General features: G+C 73.0%; 15 protein-coding genes. 7 read left to right on the forward strand and 8 right to left on the reverse strand.

Translation table 11 applies throughout. The features are described 5' to 3' along the window. Positions 1-54 precede the first annotated feature (54 nt). Entirely contained in the window at positions 55-1371 is a 1317-nt protein-coding gene (locus tag ACH47X_RS14725; protein ID WP_397405369.1) for a hypothetical protein, read from the forward strand. A 24-nt stretch (positions 1372-1395) separates the two neighbouring features. Here ACH47X_RS14725 and ACH47X_RS14730 read toward each other — a convergent pair whose 3' ends face one another. The 6 genes from ACH47X_RS14730 to ACH47X_RS14755 all read right to left on the reverse strand — a co-directional run bounded on the left by ACH47X_RS14730 (position 1396) and on the right by ACH47X_RS14755 (position 8379). Further along, positions 1396-2130: a hypothetical protein gene (locus tag ACH47X_RS14730; RefSeq protein ID WP_397405370.1), complete on the reverse strand. Its 735-nt coding sequence runs from the start codon at positions 2128-2130 to the stop codon at positions 1396-1398. After that, entirely contained in the window at positions 2127-2747 is a 621-nt protein-coding gene (locus ACH47X_RS14735; protein WP_397405371.1) for a hypothetical protein, read from the reverse strand. The genes ACH47X_RS14730 and ACH47X_RS14735 overlap by 4 nt, the downstream gene beginning before the upstream one ends. Continuing rightward, on the reverse strand, positions 2744-3538 hold the full coding sequence (locus tag ACH47X_RS14740; protein ID WP_397405372.1) for a hypothetical protein: 795 nt from the start codon (positions 3536-3538) through the stop codon (positions 2744-2746). Before ACH47X_RS14740 ends, ACH47X_RS14735 begins: the two co-directional genes overlap by 4 nt. 165 nt (positions 3539-3703) lie before the next feature. Next, positions 3704-7459, reverse strand: coding sequence for a S8 family peptidase (locus ACH47X_RS14745; RefSeq protein ID WP_397405373.1), 3756 nt, complete (start codon positions 7457-7459; stop codon positions 3704-3706). Between the two features lie 168 nt (positions 7460-7627). Next, a complete protein-coding gene (locus tag ACH47X_RS14750) occupies positions 7628-8170 on the reverse strand; it encodes a Clp protease N-terminal domain-containing protein (protein ID WP_397405374.1) in 543 nt (180 codons plus the stop codon). Then, the gene (locus tag ACH47X_RS14755) at positions 8170-8379 is read right to left on the reverse strand and encodes a helix-turn-helix domain-containing protein (RefSeq protein ID WP_020016262.1); all 210 of its coding nucleotides are present in this window, start codon (positions 8377-8379) and stop codon (positions 8170-8172) included. The genes ACH47X_RS14750 and ACH47X_RS14755 overlap by 1 nt, the downstream gene beginning before the upstream one ends. Positions 8380-8674: 295 nt before the next feature. Here ACH47X_RS14755 and sucC point away from each other — a divergent pair, with 295 nt between their 5' ends. The 4 genes from sucC (at position 8675) to purN (ending at position 13421) form a co-directional block, all read left to right on the forward strand. Then, positions 8675-9844 (forward strand): ADP-forming succinate--CoA ligase subunit beta, encoded by a 1170-nt coding sequence (sucC, locus tag ACH47X_RS14760; RefSeq protein WP_036968559.1) that lies wholly within the window; start codon positions 8675-8677, stop codon positions 9842-9844. 39 nt (positions 9845-9883) lie between these two features. Beyond that, on the forward strand, positions 9884-10780 hold the full coding sequence (sucD, locus tag ACH47X_RS14765; RefSeq protein WP_020016264.1) for a succinate--CoA ligase subunit alpha: 897 nt from the start codon (positions 9884-9886) through the stop codon (positions 10778-10780). Between the two features lie 276 nt (positions 10781-11056). Further along, the gene (locus ACH47X_RS14770) at positions 11057-12766 is read left to right on the forward strand and encodes a cell division protein PerM (protein WP_397405375.1); all 1710 of its coding nucleotides are present in this window, start codon (positions 11057-11059) and stop codon (positions 12764-12766) included. 10 nt (positions 12767-12776) lie between these two features. Continuing rightward, a complete protein-coding gene (gene purN, locus ACH47X_RS14775; RefSeq protein WP_397405376.1) occupies positions 12777-13421 on the forward strand; it encodes a phosphoribosylglycinamide formyltransferase in 645 nt (214 codons plus the stop codon). A 94-nt stretch (positions 13422-13515) separates the two neighbouring features. Here purN and ACH47X_RS14780 read toward each other — a convergent pair whose 3' ends face one another. Beyond that, on the reverse strand, positions 13516-14577 hold the full coding sequence (locus tag ACH47X_RS14780) for a hypothetical protein (protein ID WP_397405377.1): 1062 nt from the start codon (positions 14575-14577) through the stop codon (positions 13516-13518). 204 nt (positions 14578-14781) lie between these two features. Between ACH47X_RS14780 and ACH47X_RS14785 the strand changes: the two genes are divergently transcribed. Further along, positions 14782-16095, forward strand: a complete 1314-nt coding sequence (locus ACH47X_RS14785; RefSeq protein ID WP_397405378.1) for an MFS transporter — start codon at positions 14782-14784, stop codon at positions 16093-16095. A 6-nt stretch (positions 16096-16101) separates the two neighbouring features. Here ACH47X_RS14785 and ACH47X_RS14790 read toward each other — a convergent pair whose 3' ends face one another. Next, on the reverse strand, positions 16102-16692 hold the full coding sequence (locus ACH47X_RS14790; RefSeq protein WP_397405379.1) for an ArsR/SmtB family transcription factor: 591 nt from the start codon (positions 16690-16692) through the stop codon (positions 16102-16104). Between the two features lie 82 nt (positions 16693-16774). On the opposite strand from ACH47X_RS14790, the gene ACH47X_RS14795 reads away from it, so the two are divergent. Then, positions 16775-18088 carry an MFS transporter gene (locus ACH47X_RS14795; protein ID WP_397405380.1) on the forward strand — a complete coding sequence of 438 codons (1314 nt, stop codon included), beginning with the start codon at positions 16775-16777 and terminating at the stop codon, positions 18086-18088. Positions 18089-18104: the final 16 nt, after the last annotated feature.

The following is an 18104-nucleotide window of genomic DNA, read 5'->3' on the forward strand; positions in this document are numbered from 1 at the left end:
CCGGGATGACATGGCTTGGCGCGCCCTGCCCGCTTTAGGCCACTATGTGTCGCCATGAGGATCCTGGTCTCCGCCGGTCGCCTGTTCGTGGCGCACTGGCCTGCGCTCCTGACGCTCGGCCTGCTCGGCGTCGCCGTCCGCAACGGCGCGATGTGGGGCGCGGTCGAGCTGAGCCAGTGGAACTCGTTCGTGGCGCAGCTCCTGCTGATCCTGAGCCCGCTGGGCTACCTCGCCCCGGTCGTCGGCATGCTGTGGGTCTGCCGGAACAGCCTGCCGAGCCTGGGCGGCTCAGACCTCGGCCGTCGGGAGCGCGCCGCGCAGGCGGCGATCCCCGGCATGCTGCCCACCCGGCGCGCCCCGATGATGCCCTCGGAGCGGCGCGAGCGGCGCCTCATCGACATCGCCCTGTCCGTGCTGGTGCCGTTCCTGGTGGTCTACGAGGTCGAGGGCCTCATGGACGCCGACCGGATGCGGTTCACCAACGAGGCCGCGGCCGACGAGCTGTTCAACGACACCTTCAGCACCCAGGGGGTCGACTTCGCCGCCCGGGTCGGCGTCTGGTCCGGCTGGACGCTCGTGGCCATCGTGGCCGGCGCGTTCGTGCTGCGCTGGTTGCTCGGCCGCCTGGAGGGCAAGGTCCAGTTCCTCGGGATCGCGGTGCTCGGCGGCTGTCTCGAGATCTACTGGACCAGCCAGGCCGCCGGCCAGATCGAGACGATCGAGAGGCTGCTGTGGAACACCGCGAGCGACCGGGAGCTCGTCGCGGCCGCCGTCGGCACTGTGGGCGCCGCCCAGGAGAGCGTGGGCGAGGCAGGCAACGACGCCGCGTCCTTCGTCGCCGACGGCTTCGTGACGATCCTCGAGTCGCTCGACGTCGTCCTCGTCGCGCCCCTGGCCTGGCTCGCCATCGGCGCCGTGGTGCTGGGACACAAGCTGATGGAGCCGCCGTCGGCCGAGCACCGGTGGCTCGACCGCATGACCTGGCTGCCGGCCGGGCTCCGCTCGCTCCTGGAGTCGCTCACCGAGGACCTGCGCGCCCGCTTCTCCGCCCTGTGGAACGGGATGAAGATGATCGTGCACGGCGGTCTCGGCCCCATGCTGGTCTTCTGCCTGGGCTACCTCGTGGTGATGCGGGCTCCCCATGCCGTCGGCTGGCTCGTGCGCGCCGTGACCGGCCCCGTCGAGACCAACGCGTGGATCGCGTTCAGCCCCTTCGAGGCCGCCGCAGGCCTCGCGCTCGCCCTGGCGCTCGCCGCCGCGCTCGTCGCGGCGACCGTCGAGGTGCTGGTCGAGCGCGGCCTCGCCGTCCGCGAGCTCGACGACGACGCCACCCCCGTGGCCGGCAACCGCGTCGTGGCGCGCCCCGCCTAGGCAGGGCCGCGGCGGGCGGGGCTGCTACGGCAGCTCGACCGCGAGGTAGTCGGGCCCCCCGAACGACAGCCGCACCTGTTCGATCGTCGCGTCCGGATCGACGAGCACGAACGAGCTCACGTCCCACTCGGGCTGCTCGCTGACGAACCCGTCGGCGCCGTCGGGCAGGCACCGGTTGGAGTTGCCCAGCACGTCCGGCGAAGCCTCGCCGTAGCGCGTGCCGTCGTCGGACACGAGGGCGATCGTGCACAGCGACAGGTCCGTCCGGAGCTCGGCGGCGAAGTGCAGCCGCACCTCGTACGCGACCGATCCCTCGGGGATCTCCACCGGCATGCCGTACGCCGGCTCCGGCAGCTCGTCCACCTGCTCGACGCCCGTGACCGTCACGTCGAGCTCCCGCAGCACGGAGGTGTTCGCTCGCTCCGGCACGTCGAAGCCCCTGTCGAGGTACTCGCTCGCCAGGTGTGCCGGCTCGCCGAGGGCGACCCGCTGGGACTCGTAGTGCACGCCGTCCGGCCACCAGAACGCCCACACCCGGAACGACGACGCCGCCGTGGTCACCACGACCGCGATCGGCAGCAGCACCAGCCAGACGGCGTTGCGCCGCCACCAGCCCCTGGGCCGCCCGGCCGCCGGGACGTCGGGCGGCACGGAACCGGGCAGCAGGCCCGGCTGCAGGCTCGGGGCGCCGCCGGGCGGCAGGCTCGGGTACGGGTCCTGACCGGGGCCCGGCACCGCCGGGGTCACCAGCGTCGTCATTCCTCACTACCTTCCGCACGTGCCGTGGCGTAGCCCGGCGACTCCGTCGTCACGGTCTCGGTCGCCTCCCAGAGCTCCTTCGCGTCCGCGGCGGAGATGCCCAGGTCGACGACGCCGGCGGCGTCCCGCCGCTGGCCCGCGTACTCCTCGGCCTGCCCGCCGCGCGCCAGGCGTACCGTCGCGCCCGCGAGCGCGTCCTTCGGCACGTCGAAGCAGTACGTGACGTGCCACGCGTAGCCTGGCTGAGCCTTGGCCGACGTCGAGCAGCCGGCCTGGTCGGTGGGCCAGAACACCCGGCCCTCGGTGTCGGCGATCTCGGCGCCCAGGAACGACGTGGCGCCCTGCGTGGCCCGCCAGGTCGCGTCGACGACGACGAACGTGCCGCCCGCCTGCGCGGTCTCCGAGAAGCTCTCCAGGGTGTCGGCCACGCGGACCTCGGTCACCGTGAGGTCGGCATACGTGAGGTCGAGGGTCTCGCCGACGGCGCCCTCGACCACGAACGGCGTCTCCACGACCGCCTCCTGCGGCACCGTGGCGACGAGCGCGCAGCCCGCGACCACGCCGCCGACGACGAGCAGCGAGCCCTTCCACGTGATCCGGCGGCGTCCGTGCCTCACTGCTGTTCCTCCGGGGCAGCGGTCCGGTCGGTGTTGTCCTTGAGCGGGATGTCGCCCTGGAACGCGACGTCGGCGGGCAGCCAGTACCCGTTGTCCAGGGTCAGCCGGCTCTCGTCGATCCAGTCCAGCCCCACCACCTCGACCGGGATCTCGTCGCCCGTGAACTCGTCGCTCTGCTGCCAGATCAGCGCGAGCTGGTAGGTGACGCCCGGGTTGAGGATGCGCACCGTGGTCGCGTCGGCGACGTTGACGATGGTCGCGGGCGGCAGCTTGGGCTCCTCCTCCTCGGCATCCTCCCCGGCCTCGGGCGAGGCGCTCGCGGACGGCTCGGCCCCCGGCTCGGCCCCGGCGTCCGTGCCGAGATCGGTACCCAGGTCCGCAGCGAGGTCGGTCAGCGACTCCTGGGGCACGACGTCGACACCCTTCGGTGCGGGGATCGCGCTGCCCAGCGTGCTGCTGTACTCGGGGACGTCGCTGGTGTTGGTCACGTCCACGACGAGGGCGAGCATGTGGTTGCCCGGGGCGGGCGTGAGGTAGCCGAGGTCGCCGGTCTTCACGGCGCGCACGACGGTCAGGTCGAACGGGCCCACCTCGATGGCGGCGCCCGCCACGACCGGGTCGGCCTGCGCCTCGACCTTGCTCCACGCCCCGAACGGGGTGACGGCCACGAGCGCGGCGACGACGCCGGCGCCGACGCGCTGCATCGTCGACATGTCGTCGGCGACGGCCGAGACGACGCGGCGGCCCACCCGGAACGCGATGTCGGGGCCGCCGTTGCGGGCATGCTTCATGGCGCACGATCGTAGCGGTGCATCACGGACCAACCGGGCGAAAGTCCACGGGGCTCGGCGGGGCTCCGGCGCGCCGTCCGCCTACCCAGCGATCCGGCCGGAAAACACGCGGTTTCCGGGCTAGACCGCTGGGTAGAAGCGCACTTCCTGGACGAGCCCCGGGCGTCAGCGCAGGCCGAACGCCCTGGTCAGCGTCTGCGACACGGCGTTGCCGTCACTGTCCTCGACGACGGTCCGCAGGGTCGCGAACTGCGCGCCCCGCGGCGCCGAGAGCCGGGCCGACCAGGTGTTCGGCCCGTGCGACTGCCGGTCCCGCGTGAGGTCGAGCCGCTTCCAGGTCGCCCCGTCGTCGTACGACACCTCGACCGTGGGCCGCCCCACCCGGGCCTCGATCCCGGGCAGGTGCGACGGCGTCACCGTCAGCCGGGTCGTGCGGGATGCCCGTCCCGCCAGGTCGGTGTCGACGCCGTAGTCGAGCTGGATCAGCGGCAGCGGCTCGACGGCGTCGGGCCCGCTCGCCTCCGACATGAAGGCCCACTCGGTGAGCGTGTGCGTCGAGTACGGTCCCGCCCAGTCGGCGCGGTCGTTGTCGGCCACCACGCGGTAGGGCAGGCGCTCGGCGGGCAGGCCGCCGTTCACGGGCAGGAACTCGGCGTTGCCCCACAGCAGCTCGGTGTCGCCCTGGTAGAGCGTCGCCCGGTTGCGGACGTCGAAGTTGCCGCCGCCCGTGGCACCGACGTGCCCGCCGCCCGAGTCGCCCCAGCCCGGCACCGGCACGTACATCTGGTCCAGGTAGCGGATCGGCTGGGAGCCCAGCCCCATGCGGGGGCGCAGGACCGGGCCGAACCACGTCACCTCGCTGGTCGTGCGTGCCTCGTACTCCAGCACGTCGACGTTCTCCTGCCCCATCTCGCCCGGGAGGTACGCGCTCTGCGTCCACGGCACGTCGGCCGTGACCCAGTCGGTCCGCTCGCCCTGAGCGGTCGCGGCGAGCTGGTTGCCCGCCGTCCACCCGTGCCAGACGTCGAACCGGGCCTCCAGCGCCGGGCCCTGGCGGTAGTGGCGGAACGACATGTCCACCCGGGCCAGGTCGCCCTTGGTCGCGGTCCACGTGGGCCGGGCCGGCACGGCGCCGGTCCAGTGGTGCACCACGTCGTAGGTGTACTCCGTCGTCGGCTCCGCCGAGACCGTGACCTCCGGCCGGCGGCGGTCCAGCGACCCCAGCAGCTCCGCACCCTGCCCGGACGTCAGCGTGGCGACCGTCAGCGGGGCGGGCTCGCCCGGGATCCAGGGGGACTCGTCCCACGGCGCCAGCCGCCCGGCGCCGTCGTGCACCACGAACAGCACGCGCGCGCCGGCGTCGGCCGCGGCCTGCGCCAGCCCCGCGATCTCGTCGGTGTCGGCGGCGTGCACGACGACGGCGGTGTCCTTCAGGCCGTGCCCGTGCCGCGTCAGGTCGGACGCGCCGTCGACCTCGACCACCCGCAGCGTGCGCTTCCCCGCCGGCAGCGGCGTCGCGCCCCGCTTGACCCGCAGGTCGTCCAGGCCGTCGAAGCCGCCCCGGCCCGCGAGCACGGTGAGCGCCGGCTGCTCCAGCCGGAACTGCGCCCCGAACTCGAACAGGCCCTCGGTGACCTTCTTGCCGGTGGGCAGCGCCCACAGGCTGTCGTACTCGCCCGCCGGGAACATGGAGCTCGCCGTGTACCCGCCGTTCGGGAACTGCCGGATGATGTCCAGTCGCATGGCACCCGGGTCCGTGTCCTGCGGCACCTCGGCCCGCACCTGGACCGCCTTGCGGGCGTCCAGCACGATGTCGCGGTCCTGGCTCAGGTCCACGTCCACGAAGCTCAGCAGCGCCGTGCCGAGCGAACCCGGCCCGTTCGCACCCTCGACGTCGACCGACAGCCAGCCGCTGTAGCTGCCCACCGGCATCCGCAGCACAGCGGTTCCGTTCTCGTCCAGGTCCGCCCCGGCGAAGATCTGGTCCGACGTCACCAGCAGCTTGCCCGTCGCGGGCCGGCCGTCGTCGCCGGTGACCGTCACCGTCAGCTTCTGCCGCTGCCCCTCGCGGGTCGCCCCCGTCAGCGTGCGGGCCCGCACGGCCCCGGCGTCGTCCGTCGCCACGACCGTGGCGCTCAGGTCCACCTCCGCCGGCAGCAGCGAGAGGTCCGCCGTGAGGTCCACCGACGCCGTGCCCTGAGCCGGCACGGTCACCGTCGTCGAGGACAGCGTGAGGAAGCCCGCCGGGACCGCGCCGTCGACCGCGAGGTGCAGGTCGACCGGGACGTCACCCAGGTTCGTGTACGTGACCGGCTTCGACACCGGTTCGTCCGTGCCGTCGCCGAACGTGTGGAAGCCGAACCCGGCGCTCGCCGTGCCGAACACCGTGGCGGCCACGGCGGCGGGCGCGTCGAGGCGGCCGCTGCCGGCCTCGTAGGGGGTATAGGCGGGGGTCGGCACGGCGGTGCTGACGATCGCCTCCTTGATCTGCTCCCCCGTCCAGTCCGGGTGGGCCGCCGCGACGAGCGCCGCGGTGCCCGCCACGTGCGGGGTCGCCATCGAGGTGCCGCTCATCGTCGTGTACATCCCGGAGCCGCGCACGAGCTGCGAGCGGGCCGCGAGGACGTCGACGCCCGGCGCCGAGATCTCGGGCTTGACCCCACCGTCGATCGCGGGGCCCGTGCTGGAGAAGTCGGCGAGGGTATCGGTCGCGTCGACGGCGCCGACGGCCAGGGCGGAGTCCGCCAGGGCAGGGGTGCTGATGGTGTGCGGGCCGCCGTTGCCGGCGGCGGTCACGAACAGCGCCCCCGTCTCGGCGGTGAGCTCGTCCACGGCGGTCGCCATCGGGTCGTCCGCGCCGGCGGGCTCGCCGCCCAGGCTCATGCTGACGATGCGGGCGTCCTGGTCACGCGCGGCCCACTCCATGCCGGCGATGATCCAGGACTCCATGCCACGCCCGTTGCTGTCGAGCACCCGGCCCACGTGCAGCCGCGCGCCGGGGGCGACGCCCCGCTCCAGCCCGTCGGAGGCCGCGCCGGTGCCCGCGATCGTCGAGGCGACGTGCGTGCCGTGCCCCTGGTAGTCCTCGACGTAGTCCTCGGTCTCGACGAAGTTCGCGCTCGCGGCGACCTGGTCGGCCAGGTCGGGGTGCGTGGGGTCGATGCCCGTGTCGAGCACGGCGACGTCCACGCCCTCGCCGGTGTTGCCGTCGGCCCAGACGTCGGGCGCGCCGATCTGGGCGGTCGACTCGGCGAGGTCGGCGGTGACCGGGCCGTCGAGCCAGATCTTCTCGATGCCGCCGGCGAACGCGGGGGAGCCGTCGGTGGTGCGGGCACCCGCCGCCGGACCGTCGGTCAGGGCGGTCCAGAACGCGGCCGCGTCGTCGCGGTCCTGCGTCACGGCGGCGCCGTCCACGCTGGGCAGCGCGCGCACGACGTCGGAACCGTCGAGCGGCGTGGTGCCGCGCGACCGGGCGGCCGCGTCCGTGTAGCGGACGATCAGCGGCAGCGCGTCGGTGCTCGCGTCGTCGTAGCCGTTCGCGAGGAGCCGTGTGACGTCGAACAGGCGGTCGTCGAGGGTGCCGGCCGTCACGTAGGGCAGCGCCGCGTCCGGGTAGACGAACGTGCTGCCGTCACGTTCCGTGCGGTGGTAGGACGACGCCGTCCCGCCGGGGCCGGTGACGTTGGTGACGCTCGTGCCGTCCGCCGCCGTGCTGATGGTGACCGTGTCACCGGTGATCAGGGTGACGCTGCGCGACCCCGCCGCCGATGGCGGGAGCGCGGTGGCAGACCCGCCCGGCGGGACTGCCGGGCCGGCGGGGCTCGCGAGGGCCGCGGCAGACGCCGACGCGGCCCCGACCGCGAGGGCCGCGGCCACGCCGGTGGCGACCAGCGCCCTGGCGCGGGTGGAGATGGTGAACACAGTTGTCCCTTTCGACAGTGGTGTGCCCATTTCCTAACCCTCTGACGCGGTGCGCTGGGTTTCGCCCGTGTAACGGTGCCGCCATTTCCTGGCCAACTCCGGACAGATGGCAGGCAACGGCCACGCTCCGCGCCCGAGAACGGGTGCGGGGCGTGGCGTGAGCGTGGATCAGGCCGCCCTGCTCTGCCCCTCCGCCAGGCGACGGACCCGGTCGAGGTCCGCGCCGGCGTCGGACAGGAGGCCGCGTGCCGGGGACTCGGCGCGGGTGAGGCCGAGCAGGAGATGCCCGCCGTGGATCTCCTTGGAGCCCAGCCGGATCGCCTCGCGCAGCGCCAGCTCCAGCGACTTCTTGGCGTCCGGGGTGAACGGGATGTGCTTGCGCCGGCCGCGCAGGGTGCGGCCCGCACGGGCGAGGGCGCCCTCGCCGAACGTGGCCTCGGTGCGCCGCGTCACCTCGTCCAGGTCGATGCCGACGGCGGCCAGCGCGTCCGGGTCGAGCGCGTCGCCCGCCTCGATCCGGGCACGGGCGCTCTCGACCAGGGCGGCGGTGTCCACCCCGCCGTCGGTCAGCGCGGTCCGGGCCGGGCCGCCGCTCTCGGCGAGCGCGACGAGCAGGTGCCGGCTGTCGATCTGGTCGCTGTGCGCGTCGCGGGCGACCTGCTGGGCGTCGACGACGGCGGAGCGGGCGTCCTTCGTGAACCTCTCGAACATCAGATCCTCCTGTTGTGCTTCTTGTGCACGGCCTGCCGGGTGACACCGAGGGCGTCGGCGATCTCCTGCCACGACCAGCCAAGGCGACGCGCCCGCTCGACCTGGAGGGTCTCCAGGCGGTCGGCCAGCTCGCGCATGGCCTTCACGGCGCGCAGGCCCTCGGCGGGGTCGTCCCCGGCTGCGGATGCGGCGAGTGCTTGCTGGGTCATGCGTCAACTATGGTTGACAGTCTGCCCGTTGTCAACCATGGTTGACGCGCCGCACCCCTGCCGGACGCGGAGATCCGTCGGGTGATCCGTGCGTCCGGCACGTGGTTCCCGAGAGATGCGCCACATGTGCGGCAACCGCGCCGATGAGCCGCGGAAAACCGCCGCTTCGTTCGGAAGCACAAGCGATCCAGGGCTACTCTGTACGGGGATGTCTTGACGTCGAGACATCGCTTCAGCCGGGCTCCGGGCGACAACGACGTCCGAGGGCCGCATCCCGATGGAAGGACGCAGCAGGGTGGACCTGTTCGAATACCAGGCGCGCGACATCTTCGAGAAGCACGGCGTGCCCGTGCTGGGCGGGGTCGTCGCGACCACCGTCGAAGAGGCTCGCGAGGGCGCCGAGAAGCTGGGCGGCGGGACCGTCGTCGTGAAGGCCCAGGTCAAGACCGGTGGCCGCGGCAAGGCGGGCGGCGTCAAGCTGGCTCACTCGCCCGCGGAGGCGGCCGAGAAGGCCGGCGAGATCCTCGGCATGGACATCAAGGGCCACACGGTGCACCGCGTGATGATCGCCCAGGGCGCCAAGATCGCCGAGGAGTTCTACTTCTCCGTGCTGCTGGACCGGTCCAACCGCAACTACCTCGCCATGTGCTCCGTCGAGGGCGGCATGGAGATCGAGCAGCTCGCCGTCGAGCGGCCCGAGGCGCTCGCGCGCATCGCCGTCGACCCGGCCGTCGGCATCGACGAGGCCAAGGCCGCCGAGATCGTGGACGCCGCCGGCTTCGCCGACGACATCAAGGGCAAGGTCGCCGAGGTCATCCAGGGCCTGTGGACCGTGTTCAAGGCCGAGGACGCCACGCTGGTCGAGGTCAACCCGCTGGTCCGTACCGAGGACGGCGAGATCGTCGCCCTGGACGGCAAGGTCACCCTCGACGAGAACGCCGGCTTCCGCCACGCGGACCACGCCGAGCTCGAGGACTCCGCCGCGGCCGACCCGCTGGAGGCGAAGGCCAAGGAGAACGACCTCAACTACGTGAAGCTCGACGGTGAGGTCGGCATCATCGGCAACGGCGCGGGCCTGGTCATGTCCACGCTCGACGTCGTCGCCTACGCCGGCGAGAAGCACGGCGGCGTCAAGCCCGCCAACTTCCTCGACATCGGCGGCGGTGCCAACGCCCAGGTCATGGCGAACGGCCTCGACGTCATCCTGAACGACGCACAGGTCAAGTCGGTCTTCGTGAACGTCTTCGGCGGCATCACCGCGTGCGACGAGGTCGCCAACGGCATCGTGGGCGCGCTGGACATCCTCGGCGACGAGGCGTCCAAGCCGCTGGTCGTCCGGCTCGACGGCAACAACGTCGAGCTCGGCCGCCAGATCCTGAACGAGCGCAACCACCCGCTCGTCACCCTCGCCGACACCATGGACGGCGGCGCCGACCTTGCCGCCGCCAAGGCTGCCGCCGCCTGATCGCCCGCTGAAGACTTCGAAAGCAGAGACACAAAGACAATGTCGATCTACCTGAACCAGGACTCGAAGATCATCGTCCAGGGCATCACGGGCGGCATGGGTGCCAAGCACACCGCCCTGATGCTGGACTCCGGCGCGCAGATCGTCGGCGGCGTGAACGCCCGCAAGGCCGGCACCACGGTGACCCACAAGGACGCCTCGGGCGCCGACGTGACCCTCCCGGTGTTCGGCACCGTCAAGGAGGCCATGGCCGAGACCGGCGCGGACGTCTCCGTCGTCTTCGTGCCGCCGGCCTTCACCAAGGACGCGGCCATCGAGGCCATCGACGCGGGCATCGGCCTGCTCGTGGTCATCACTGAGGGCGTGCCGGTGCAGGACACCGCCGAGGTGTGGTCGTACCTGCAGGGCAAGGAGACCCGGATGATCGGGCCGAACTGCCCCGGCATCATCACCCCGGGCGAGTCGCTCGCCGGTATCACGCCGCACACCATCACGGGCAAGGGCCCGATCGGTCTCGTGTCGAAGTCGGGCACGCTGACCTACCAGATGATGTACGAGCTGAAGGACTTCGGTTTCTCGACCGCCATCGGCATCGGCGGCGACCCGATCGTCGGCACCACGCACATCGACGCGCTCGAGGCCTTCGAGAACGACCCGGAGACCAAGGCGATCGTGATGATCGGCGAGATCGGCGGCGACGCCGAGGAGCGGGCCGCCGAGTACATCAAGGCGCACGTCACCAAGCCGGTCGTCGGCTACGTCGCGGGCTTCACGGCCCCCGAGGGCAAGACGATGGGCCACGCCGGCGCGATCGTGTCCGGCTCGGCCGGCACCGCCGCCGCCAAGAAGGAGGCCCTCGAGGCCGTCGGCGTGAAGGTCGGCAAGACGCCGTCCGAGACCGCCGACCTCATGCGGGAGATCCTGCAGGGGCTCTGACCCTCCGCCCGCCGCTGGGTGGTTGTTCGGTCGGGCAACCGACCGCACTCATCGACTTCGGTCGGTTGTCTTGAGATCGGTCCAACAGCGGACCGGTCTCAAGGCAACCGACCGAAGTCGTCTGTGTGCGATCCCCTCCCGGTTCGCAAAACGGGCGTTCCTACACCACTTCCCCCGGCGAACTCCATACCCGGCCGTAATATCTCCCGAAGTTCACCCGGGCCACGCCGAGGCAGGTCCCCGGGATGGCCCCCGGGCGCGGGTGAAGATTGCCGGGTGAGCGCACCGCCCCGCCCGAGCACGGCTTCCCGCACCTCAGGTGCCCGCACGACCCGCCCGGCCGGCAACCGGCCGACGGCTCGTCGCGGCCGCCTGGTCGAGGAGCCGCCCACGCCGGAGCCGAGGTCGCTCGCGCTCGCCCACATGGTGTCCGGCGCGCTCGCCGCGGCCCAGGCCCTGGTCCTGTCCCTTGCCGTCGTGGTGCTCCCGGCGGTGGTCGCCTACCTCGTGGGCAACGCGACCCTCACCTCCGCGCCGGAGACCCCGGACGACGGCGTCCAGGTGCGTTCCGCGATCGACGTCGCCACGGGCCTCTGGCTCCTGGGGCACGGCGTCCCGCTCACGACCGACGCCGTGACCGTCACCCTCGCGCCGCTCGGTATCGCGGCGCTCGCCCTGTTCGCGACGTACGCCTCGGCCAAGCGGTTCGCCGCGACGTCGGCCCGCGCCTGGGTCGCGGGCGCCGTGACGTACGGCGTAGGTACCACGGGCGTCGCGCTGCTCGCTGGCAGCGCCCCGGGCTGGTCGCTGGCCCTGGCGCCGCTCGCCGGCCTGTTGATGGGCGGGCTCGGCACGGGACTCGGGATCCTCGCGCGCCCGGACGCACCGATGCCTGCCGAGATCGGCGAGCGCGTCGAGGCTCTCGCGCGCCGGCTGACCGGCGTCGACCTGGTGCCCGCGACCCTCCGCCTCGGGGTGCGGGGCGGCGCGGTGGTCGTCGCGTTCCTGACCGGCGGCGCTGCGCTCCTGGTGGCGGCGTGGGCGCTGGCGGGCCGGGCGACGTCGTCGGACATCGTGACCGCCCTGGAACCGGGCTGGACCGGCGGCGTCGTGTTCGCCGTGGCCCAGCTCGCGCTGCTGCCCAACCTGCTGCTGTGGGCGCTCGCCTGGATTGCCGGCCCGGGGTTTGCCGTCGGCGAGGGCACCAGCTTCACGCCGTTCGGCACGGCCTCGGGCCCGCTGCCCGCGGTGCCGCTGCTCGGGGCACTGCCCGGCGAGGACTGGGCCAACCCCGTCAGCGCCTGGGTGCCCCTGCTCGTGGTCGCGTGCGGCGTCGCGGCGGGCGTGTTCGTGTGGCGCCGGCTGGAGCCGTCGTTGGTCCGCTGGTCCGACGTCGGCTGGGTGCTGGGCGGGATCGTCGTCGTGCCCGGGCTGTTCGTGCTGCTGGGCCAGTGGGCCGCTGCGGGTGCCGTCGGGCCGGGCCGGCTGTCCCAGATCGGGGCCGACCCGCTCGTGTGCGCCGGCCTCGTGGCCGCCGAGGTGGCCGGGGGAGCGGCGGCGGTGCTGCTCGGCGCCAAGCTCGACGTGGTCGCGCGCCGCGGCGAGATCGGCGACGACCTGGTGGCGTGGCTGAGGCGTCCGGCCTCGGTCGACGGGGAGGGGAACCGGGACGAGGGGCGGGACCGGGACGAGGGGCCGGGCGGGGCGGCGCGCGACCTCGCGTCGGAGCTCGGCTTCGCCGGCTCACCGGACCCGGGCGGCGACGGTGTGCCCGCGGGCGGGGGGCCGGACAGCGACGGTGTGCCTGCGGGCGGGGGGCCGGACGGCGACCCGGGTGCACGGGGCGCAGAGAACCCGGGCTCGTCCGGCGACTGGGCGAGGACCGACGCGTACGCGGTCTCGGACCCGGAACCTGACCCGGACGTCCGGCCGGTGACCGGTCCGGCTGACGACGACGAGACGCCCGAGGCGCGCCCGGGAACGTAGGCTGGGGCCCGTGCAGACGCCCTCCGGTCACCCCGTCGAGTCCACATCCGCCAAGCGCCTGGTGGTGCTCGCCTCGGGCGGCGGCTCCAACCTCGCGGCGCTGCTCGCCGCGCACGACGACGCCGCCTACGGCGCGCGCGTGGTCGGCCTCGTCACGGACCGCCCGACGGCGGGCGCGCTCGACCTGGCCCGGGACGCCGGGGTCGCCTCCGCCGTCGTCGCGCTCAAGGACTTCGACGACCGCGCGGCCTGGAACGACGGCGTGCTCGAGGCGATCTCGGTGTTCCGGCCCGACTACGTGATCCTCGCGGGCTTCATGCGGATCCTGGCGCCCGGCGTCGTCCGCAGGTTCGAGGGGCGGATGATCAACACACACCCGGCCCTGCTGCCCGCCTTCCCGGGCGCGCACGGCGTGCGCGATGCGCTCGCCCACGGCGTCAAGGTCACCGGCTGCACGGTGCACGTGGTCGACGACGGGGTGGACACCGGCCCGATCCTCGCCCAGGCGGCCGTCCCGGTGCTCGACACCGACGACGAGCCCACGCTGACCGAGCGCATCAAGGTCGCCGAGCGCGCGCTGCTGGTCGAGACGGTCGGCCGCCTGTCCCGCGAGGGCCTCCACGTCACGGGCCGCAGGGCGTCGATCGGCCGCTGACCCGGCTGGCTCGCCCGTCGCCCGTCGCCCGTCCTGACCCTTTCCCTTTGAGGCCTAAGTTTCTTCGCTTTGAGGCGACTCAAAGCGAAGAAACTTAGGCTTCGAAGGGGACCGACAAAGCGGCCGTAGCGGCCTTACCGGTCGAAACAGCCGACGGGCCGAGGACTGCCGGCTGGCCGACGTCGTCGTAGCAGCCGGGCGCCCAGCCGGCTTCCCGCAGCAACGGCTCCAGGGTCTGGACCAGTCGGCCCCGGAGGTCCTTCGCGGTGAAGCGCAGCAGGCGCGAGCCGCCTGCCGAGGCCAGCGCGTTCTGCCGCGTGCGGTCGCGAAACACCGCGGCCGGCGCGCTGTGGACCGAGACGCCGTCGATCTCGACGAGCAGCCAGGTTCCATCGGGCAGCCGCCAGGCGAGATCGACCCGGCCGAGGTGCGCACCGTCGGGATCGCGGACCACAAGCTGGAGGGTGTCCGGCGGGATCCCCGCGTCGAGGCAGGCCAGCCGTGCGGAGGTCTCGAGCGGCGACTCCGACCGGCCGTCCGGCAGCCGCCACCAGGAATGTGTCGCCTCGACGTCCCGGTGCCCTCGCGCCAGGTCGTGGGCCCGGGCCAGGTCGTCAGCCGTGGCGGACCGTGTGTGCAGCAGGTCGTCCATCACGGCCACGGCGTCGTCCCGGTACATCTGCCCGACGCCGAGGGCGAGGGCGTCCGCGACGCTCGCGATCCGGAAGTCGCCGCCGAACCGCCCGGTCACGATGCCGCCGATCTTGCGGAACGTGATCCCGTCCCGGGCCGGCCGCCACAGCCCGTCGGGCGCGACCACCTCCGAGCGGATGGTGCGCGGCAGCCCCTTGACCTTGTACAGCGCGAGCGCGCACAGGCCGACGGCGGTCGATCCCGGACCGGCCGCGAGGAGGCCGAGCCACGCGGGACGACGTCGCAGGTGGTCCAGCAGGTCGGCACGCGACCGCTGGTCGGGCGGCACGACGTCGGTGTCGTAGACGCCCTGGGTGACCCGGATCAGCCGGCCCTGCCGGACGAGCCGGTACCGCCACTGGGCGTCGACCCCGATGCCGTCGAGCTGCGCGGCGGAGATCAGCCCCTCCTGGCGGGAAGCGATGACGTCCACCTGTACGGGCAGGGCTTTCAGTGGTCGCATGAGCCAATATCAGCATGCAAACAACATCATCGCCTATGTTCTGGGGCTGCCCTGTGGACAACCGGTCGCCCCTTTGAGGCCTAAGTTTCTTCGCTTTGAGGCGACCCAAAGCGAAGAAACTTAGGCCTCAAAGGGGGAAAGGGGCGACGACGGCCGGTCTCGGGGCGTCAGCAGGCGGACATTTCACCCGGTACGTTGTGCGGCGTGACTGGGGAGACGACGACGGCGGCGGGTTCGGCTGACCTCGAGGGTCCGGCAACGGTGAACCCGGACCGGCCGACGCCGGACCTCCCCCTGCGGCACAACGCCGCCTACCTGCTGCTCACCACCGGCCGGTTCGCGCAGGCGATCGGCGCCGGCGTCGGCACGTTCGCGATCCCGCTGCTGGCCTTCGAGGTCACGGGCTCGGTAGGTCAGGCGGGCCTCATCAGCGGGATCGGCCAGGCCGGCGCACTGCTGGCCACGCTCCCGGCGGGCGTCGTCGCGGACCGGGTCAACCGCCGCGCACTCCTGGTGATCGCCGCCGCGACGGGCGCCGCGCTGTGGGCCACGGTCGTCGGCGCGGGGCTGGCTGGCACCCTCGGCGCCTGGCACCTCGCGGCGGTGCTCTTCTGCTCCTCGCTGGTCAGTGCGTTCGTGAACCCGGCGTCGGGCGGTGCGCTGCGCGCCGTCGTCCCCACCGCCCAGATGCCGAACGCGATGGCCGTGAACCAGGGGCGGATGGCGGCGGTCGCGCTGTTCGCGGGGCCGGTCGGCGGGTTCCTGTACGGCATGGCGCACGTGCTGCCGTTCGTCGCGTCCGTGCTGGGGCACGTGATCGAGGTGGTGGCAGTCTCCTTCGTGCGCAGGCCGCTCAACGGTGAGCGGACCGAGCGGACCCACCCGCTCGCCGACCTGCGCGAAGGCCTGCGCTTCGTCGGCGCCGTGCCCCTGTTCCGCGCGGTGCTGGTGCTGATCACGCTGCTGAACCTCACGTCGATCGCCCTGGTCGTGGCGATCAACCTGGAGCTGGTGCGCACCGGCACGGACCCCCGTCTCATCGGCCTCGTGGACGCGTGCGCGGGTGTCAGCATGCTGGCCGGCGCTGTCGTCGCGGGGCCGATCGTGCGGCGCGTCCGCGTGGGCCGGTTCGGCGTCGGGACCATCGGCCTCCTCGCCGCGGCGCTCGTCGTCATGGCGCTGGCGCCCACGTACTGGGTGTTCGTCGCGATGCTGGCCGTCGGCGTGTTCCTCTACCCGGCGCTCAACGCGGGCTTCACCGGCTACCTCACGGTGATCATCCCCGACCGCATGATGGGCCGCGCCACCTCGCTGCTCGGGCTGACCGGCCTGATCGCCGCGCCGGCCGCGCCCGTGCTGGGCAGCGCACTGCTGGAGGCGTGGGGCATCGGCGGCACGCTGTGGGTGATGGTGGGCGCCATGGCCGCGGTGCTCGTGGCGCTCAGCCTCACTCGTCCCCTGATGCGGATCGGCAAGCCGGACACCTGGGCGGCCGATGCGCTGGAGCACGACGGCTGAGCCGGCTCATGCCTCCGGTGTGGCGCCCACAGCCTCCGTCGTGGAGCCCACGGCCCGAGGCCCGACGGCGAAGAGGATCTGGTAGTACCGGCGCCCCGGGTCGTCGGGATCGGCACGCTTGGCGGCGCTGGTGCGCTCCGACCATCTCTCCAGCACCGCCAGGACCTCGGCCGTCATCTCCTCTGCCTCGTCCCGCGTGAAGAAGCCGGCCGACGCGACGCCCTCGTGCAGGTCGTCCCGCGCGCCGGGCGCGTCCCGGTCGCGGAGGAACATGTCGCGCAGCCAGTGCAGGTACGGCTCGATGGCGCGTTCGGCGCCCGCGATGTTGCGGTCGACGACGAACCGGTCCACGACGGGCCGCCACACCCGGTCGCGCTTGTCGTGGGCGAGCTCGGGCGCCTCCTCGATGAACCCGTGCCTCGCGAGCACCCGGAGATGAAAGCTGATCGAGTTGGCCGGCTCGCCCAGTGACCGGGCGAGGTCGGCCGCTCTTGCGTGCTCGCGGACATTGAGCTCGACCAGGATCCGCTGCCGGAGCGGGTGCGCCATCGCGCGCAGGGTCTCCGGGTCAGTGATCTGGAGAGGCTCCTTCGGCATGCCGACAGGCTAGCAACTTCGCGCATCTCCAGTTGCGCAAGAATCATTGCGCAACTGGAAGTGCGCAACTATGGTGTGCGGCATGACGACGGACGAGGCCCGGCTGCCGGACGAGCTGCCCACCGAGACGGCGCCGAGCCTCTGGCGCAACCGCTCCTACCGCCTGCTCCTGGCGGGCGCGACGGCCGAGGACGTGGGCGCCGCGGTCGGCGCTTTCGCGGTGCCGCTCGCCGCGTTCGCGATCACGGGTTCCGTGGTCCAGGCCGGGGTGATCTCGTTCGTCGGCCAGCTCGGGTCGGTGCTCATGACGCTCCCGGCCGGGGTGATCGTGGACCGGGTCGACCGGCGCCGGCTCATCATGGCCGGGGGCGCGGTCGCGGCAGTCGCCTGGGCCACCGTGGTGGTCGCGGGCCTGGTTGACGGTCTCTCCATCACCGCCCCGCACCTCGCCGGGGCGCTGTTCGTGTCGTCCGCCGTCGGTTCCCTGATGGACCCGGCCGGCACCGCCGCCCTGCACGCCGTCGTGCGGACGGAACACCTGGGCCAGGCGATGTCCGTCGCGCAGGGGCGCGACGCCGCCGCCACGCTGCTCCAGGGTCCGCTCGGCGGGCTGCTCTACGGCATGAGTACCGTGCTGCCGTTCGCGGTGTCCGCGGCGGGCCGGCTCGTGTCCGTGGTGGCCACCTCCCTGGTCCGGGAGCCGCTCAACGGCGACCTCGACGCCGCGCGCGCGGAGCATCCCGTCGCCGCCCTGCGGGAAGGGCTGCGCTTCGTGTTCGGCGTGCCCCTGCTCCGGGCGTCGCTCTGGCTGTTCATGCTGGTCAACGTGGTTCTGAACGGCATGATGGTCGCGATCAACCTGCACCTGGTCAGCATCGGGACGGCACCCGCGCTCATCGGCCTGATCAACACCGCGGTCGGCGTGGGCGTACTCCTGGGTTCGGTCCTCGCGGCCCATCTCGTCCAGCGGGTACGCGTGGGTGTGCTGACGGTGCTGACGCTCGGCGTGTCCGGCGTCGCCGTCGTGGTGATGGCGCTGTTCCCGACCTACTGGGGGTTCGTCGCCGCGCTCACGGGAGCGATGTTCTTCGCGCCCGCGCTCAACGCGGGGGTGCTCTCCTACGTCACGGCGATCACCCCGGGGCGGATGCAGGGGCGCATGGCCGCGACGATGGGGCTGACCGGCCTGGTGGCCGGGCCGGCGGCGCCGCTCGTCGGCAGCCTGCTGCTCGACGGCGTCGGGATCAGCGCCGCGCTGTGGTGCTTCGCCGCCGCGTGGACCGTGCTGTTCCTGGCGATGTTCCTGGTGCGCCCGCTGTGGCGGGTCGGCCTCCCGGACACCTGGGCGGCCGACGTCGTCGAGTGGCCGACGACGCGCGCGCCGTCGGCCACCTGACCGTCCTCGGCCGCCA

The organism is Promicromonospora kroppenstedtii, assembly GCF_044389675.1.
Taxonomy (GTDB): Bacteria; Actinomycetota; Actinomycetes; order Actinomycetales; family Cellulomonadaceae; genus Promicromonospora; species Promicromonospora kroppenstedtii.

Excerpts from the sequence above, each read along its gene's own strand:
- ACH47X_RS14725 (WP_397405369.1), top strand. The coding sequence starts at position 55 with ATGAGGATCCTGGTCTCCGCCGGTCGCCTGTTCGTGGCGCACTGGCCT.
- ACH47X_RS14780 (WP_397405377.1), bottom strand. The coding sequence starts at position 14,577 with ATGCGACCACTGAAAGCCCTGCCCGTACAGGTGGACGTCATCGCTTCC.
- ACH47X_RS14750 (WP_397405374.1), bottom strand. The coding sequence starts at position 8,170 with ATGTTCGAGAGGTTCACGAAGGACGCCCGCTCCGCCGTCGTCGACGCC.
- ACH47X_RS14740 (WP_397405372.1), bottom strand. The coding sequence starts at position 3,538 with ATGAAGCATGCCCGCAACGGCGGCCCCGACATCGCGTTCCGGGTGGGC.
- ACH47X_RS14790 (WP_397405379.1), bottom strand. The coding sequence starts at position 16,692 with ATGCCGAAGGAGCCTCTCCAGATCACTGACCCGGAGACCCTGCGCGCG.
- ACH47X_RS14795 (WP_397405380.1), top strand. The coding sequence starts at position 16,775 with ATGACGACGGACGAGGCCCGGCTGCCGGACGAGCTGCCCACCGAGACG.
- ACH47X_RS14755 (WP_020016262.1), bottom strand. The coding sequence starts at position 8,379 with ATGACCCAGCAAGCACTCGCCGCATCCGCAGCCGGGGACGACCCCGCC.
- sucD (WP_020016264.1), top strand. The coding sequence starts at position 9,884 with ATGTCGATCTACCTGAACCAGGACTCGAAGATCATCGTCCAGGGCATC.
- ACH47X_RS14730 (WP_397405370.1), bottom strand. The coding sequence starts at position 2,130 with ATGACGACGCTGGTGACCCCGGCGGTGCCGGGCCCCGGTCAGGACCCG.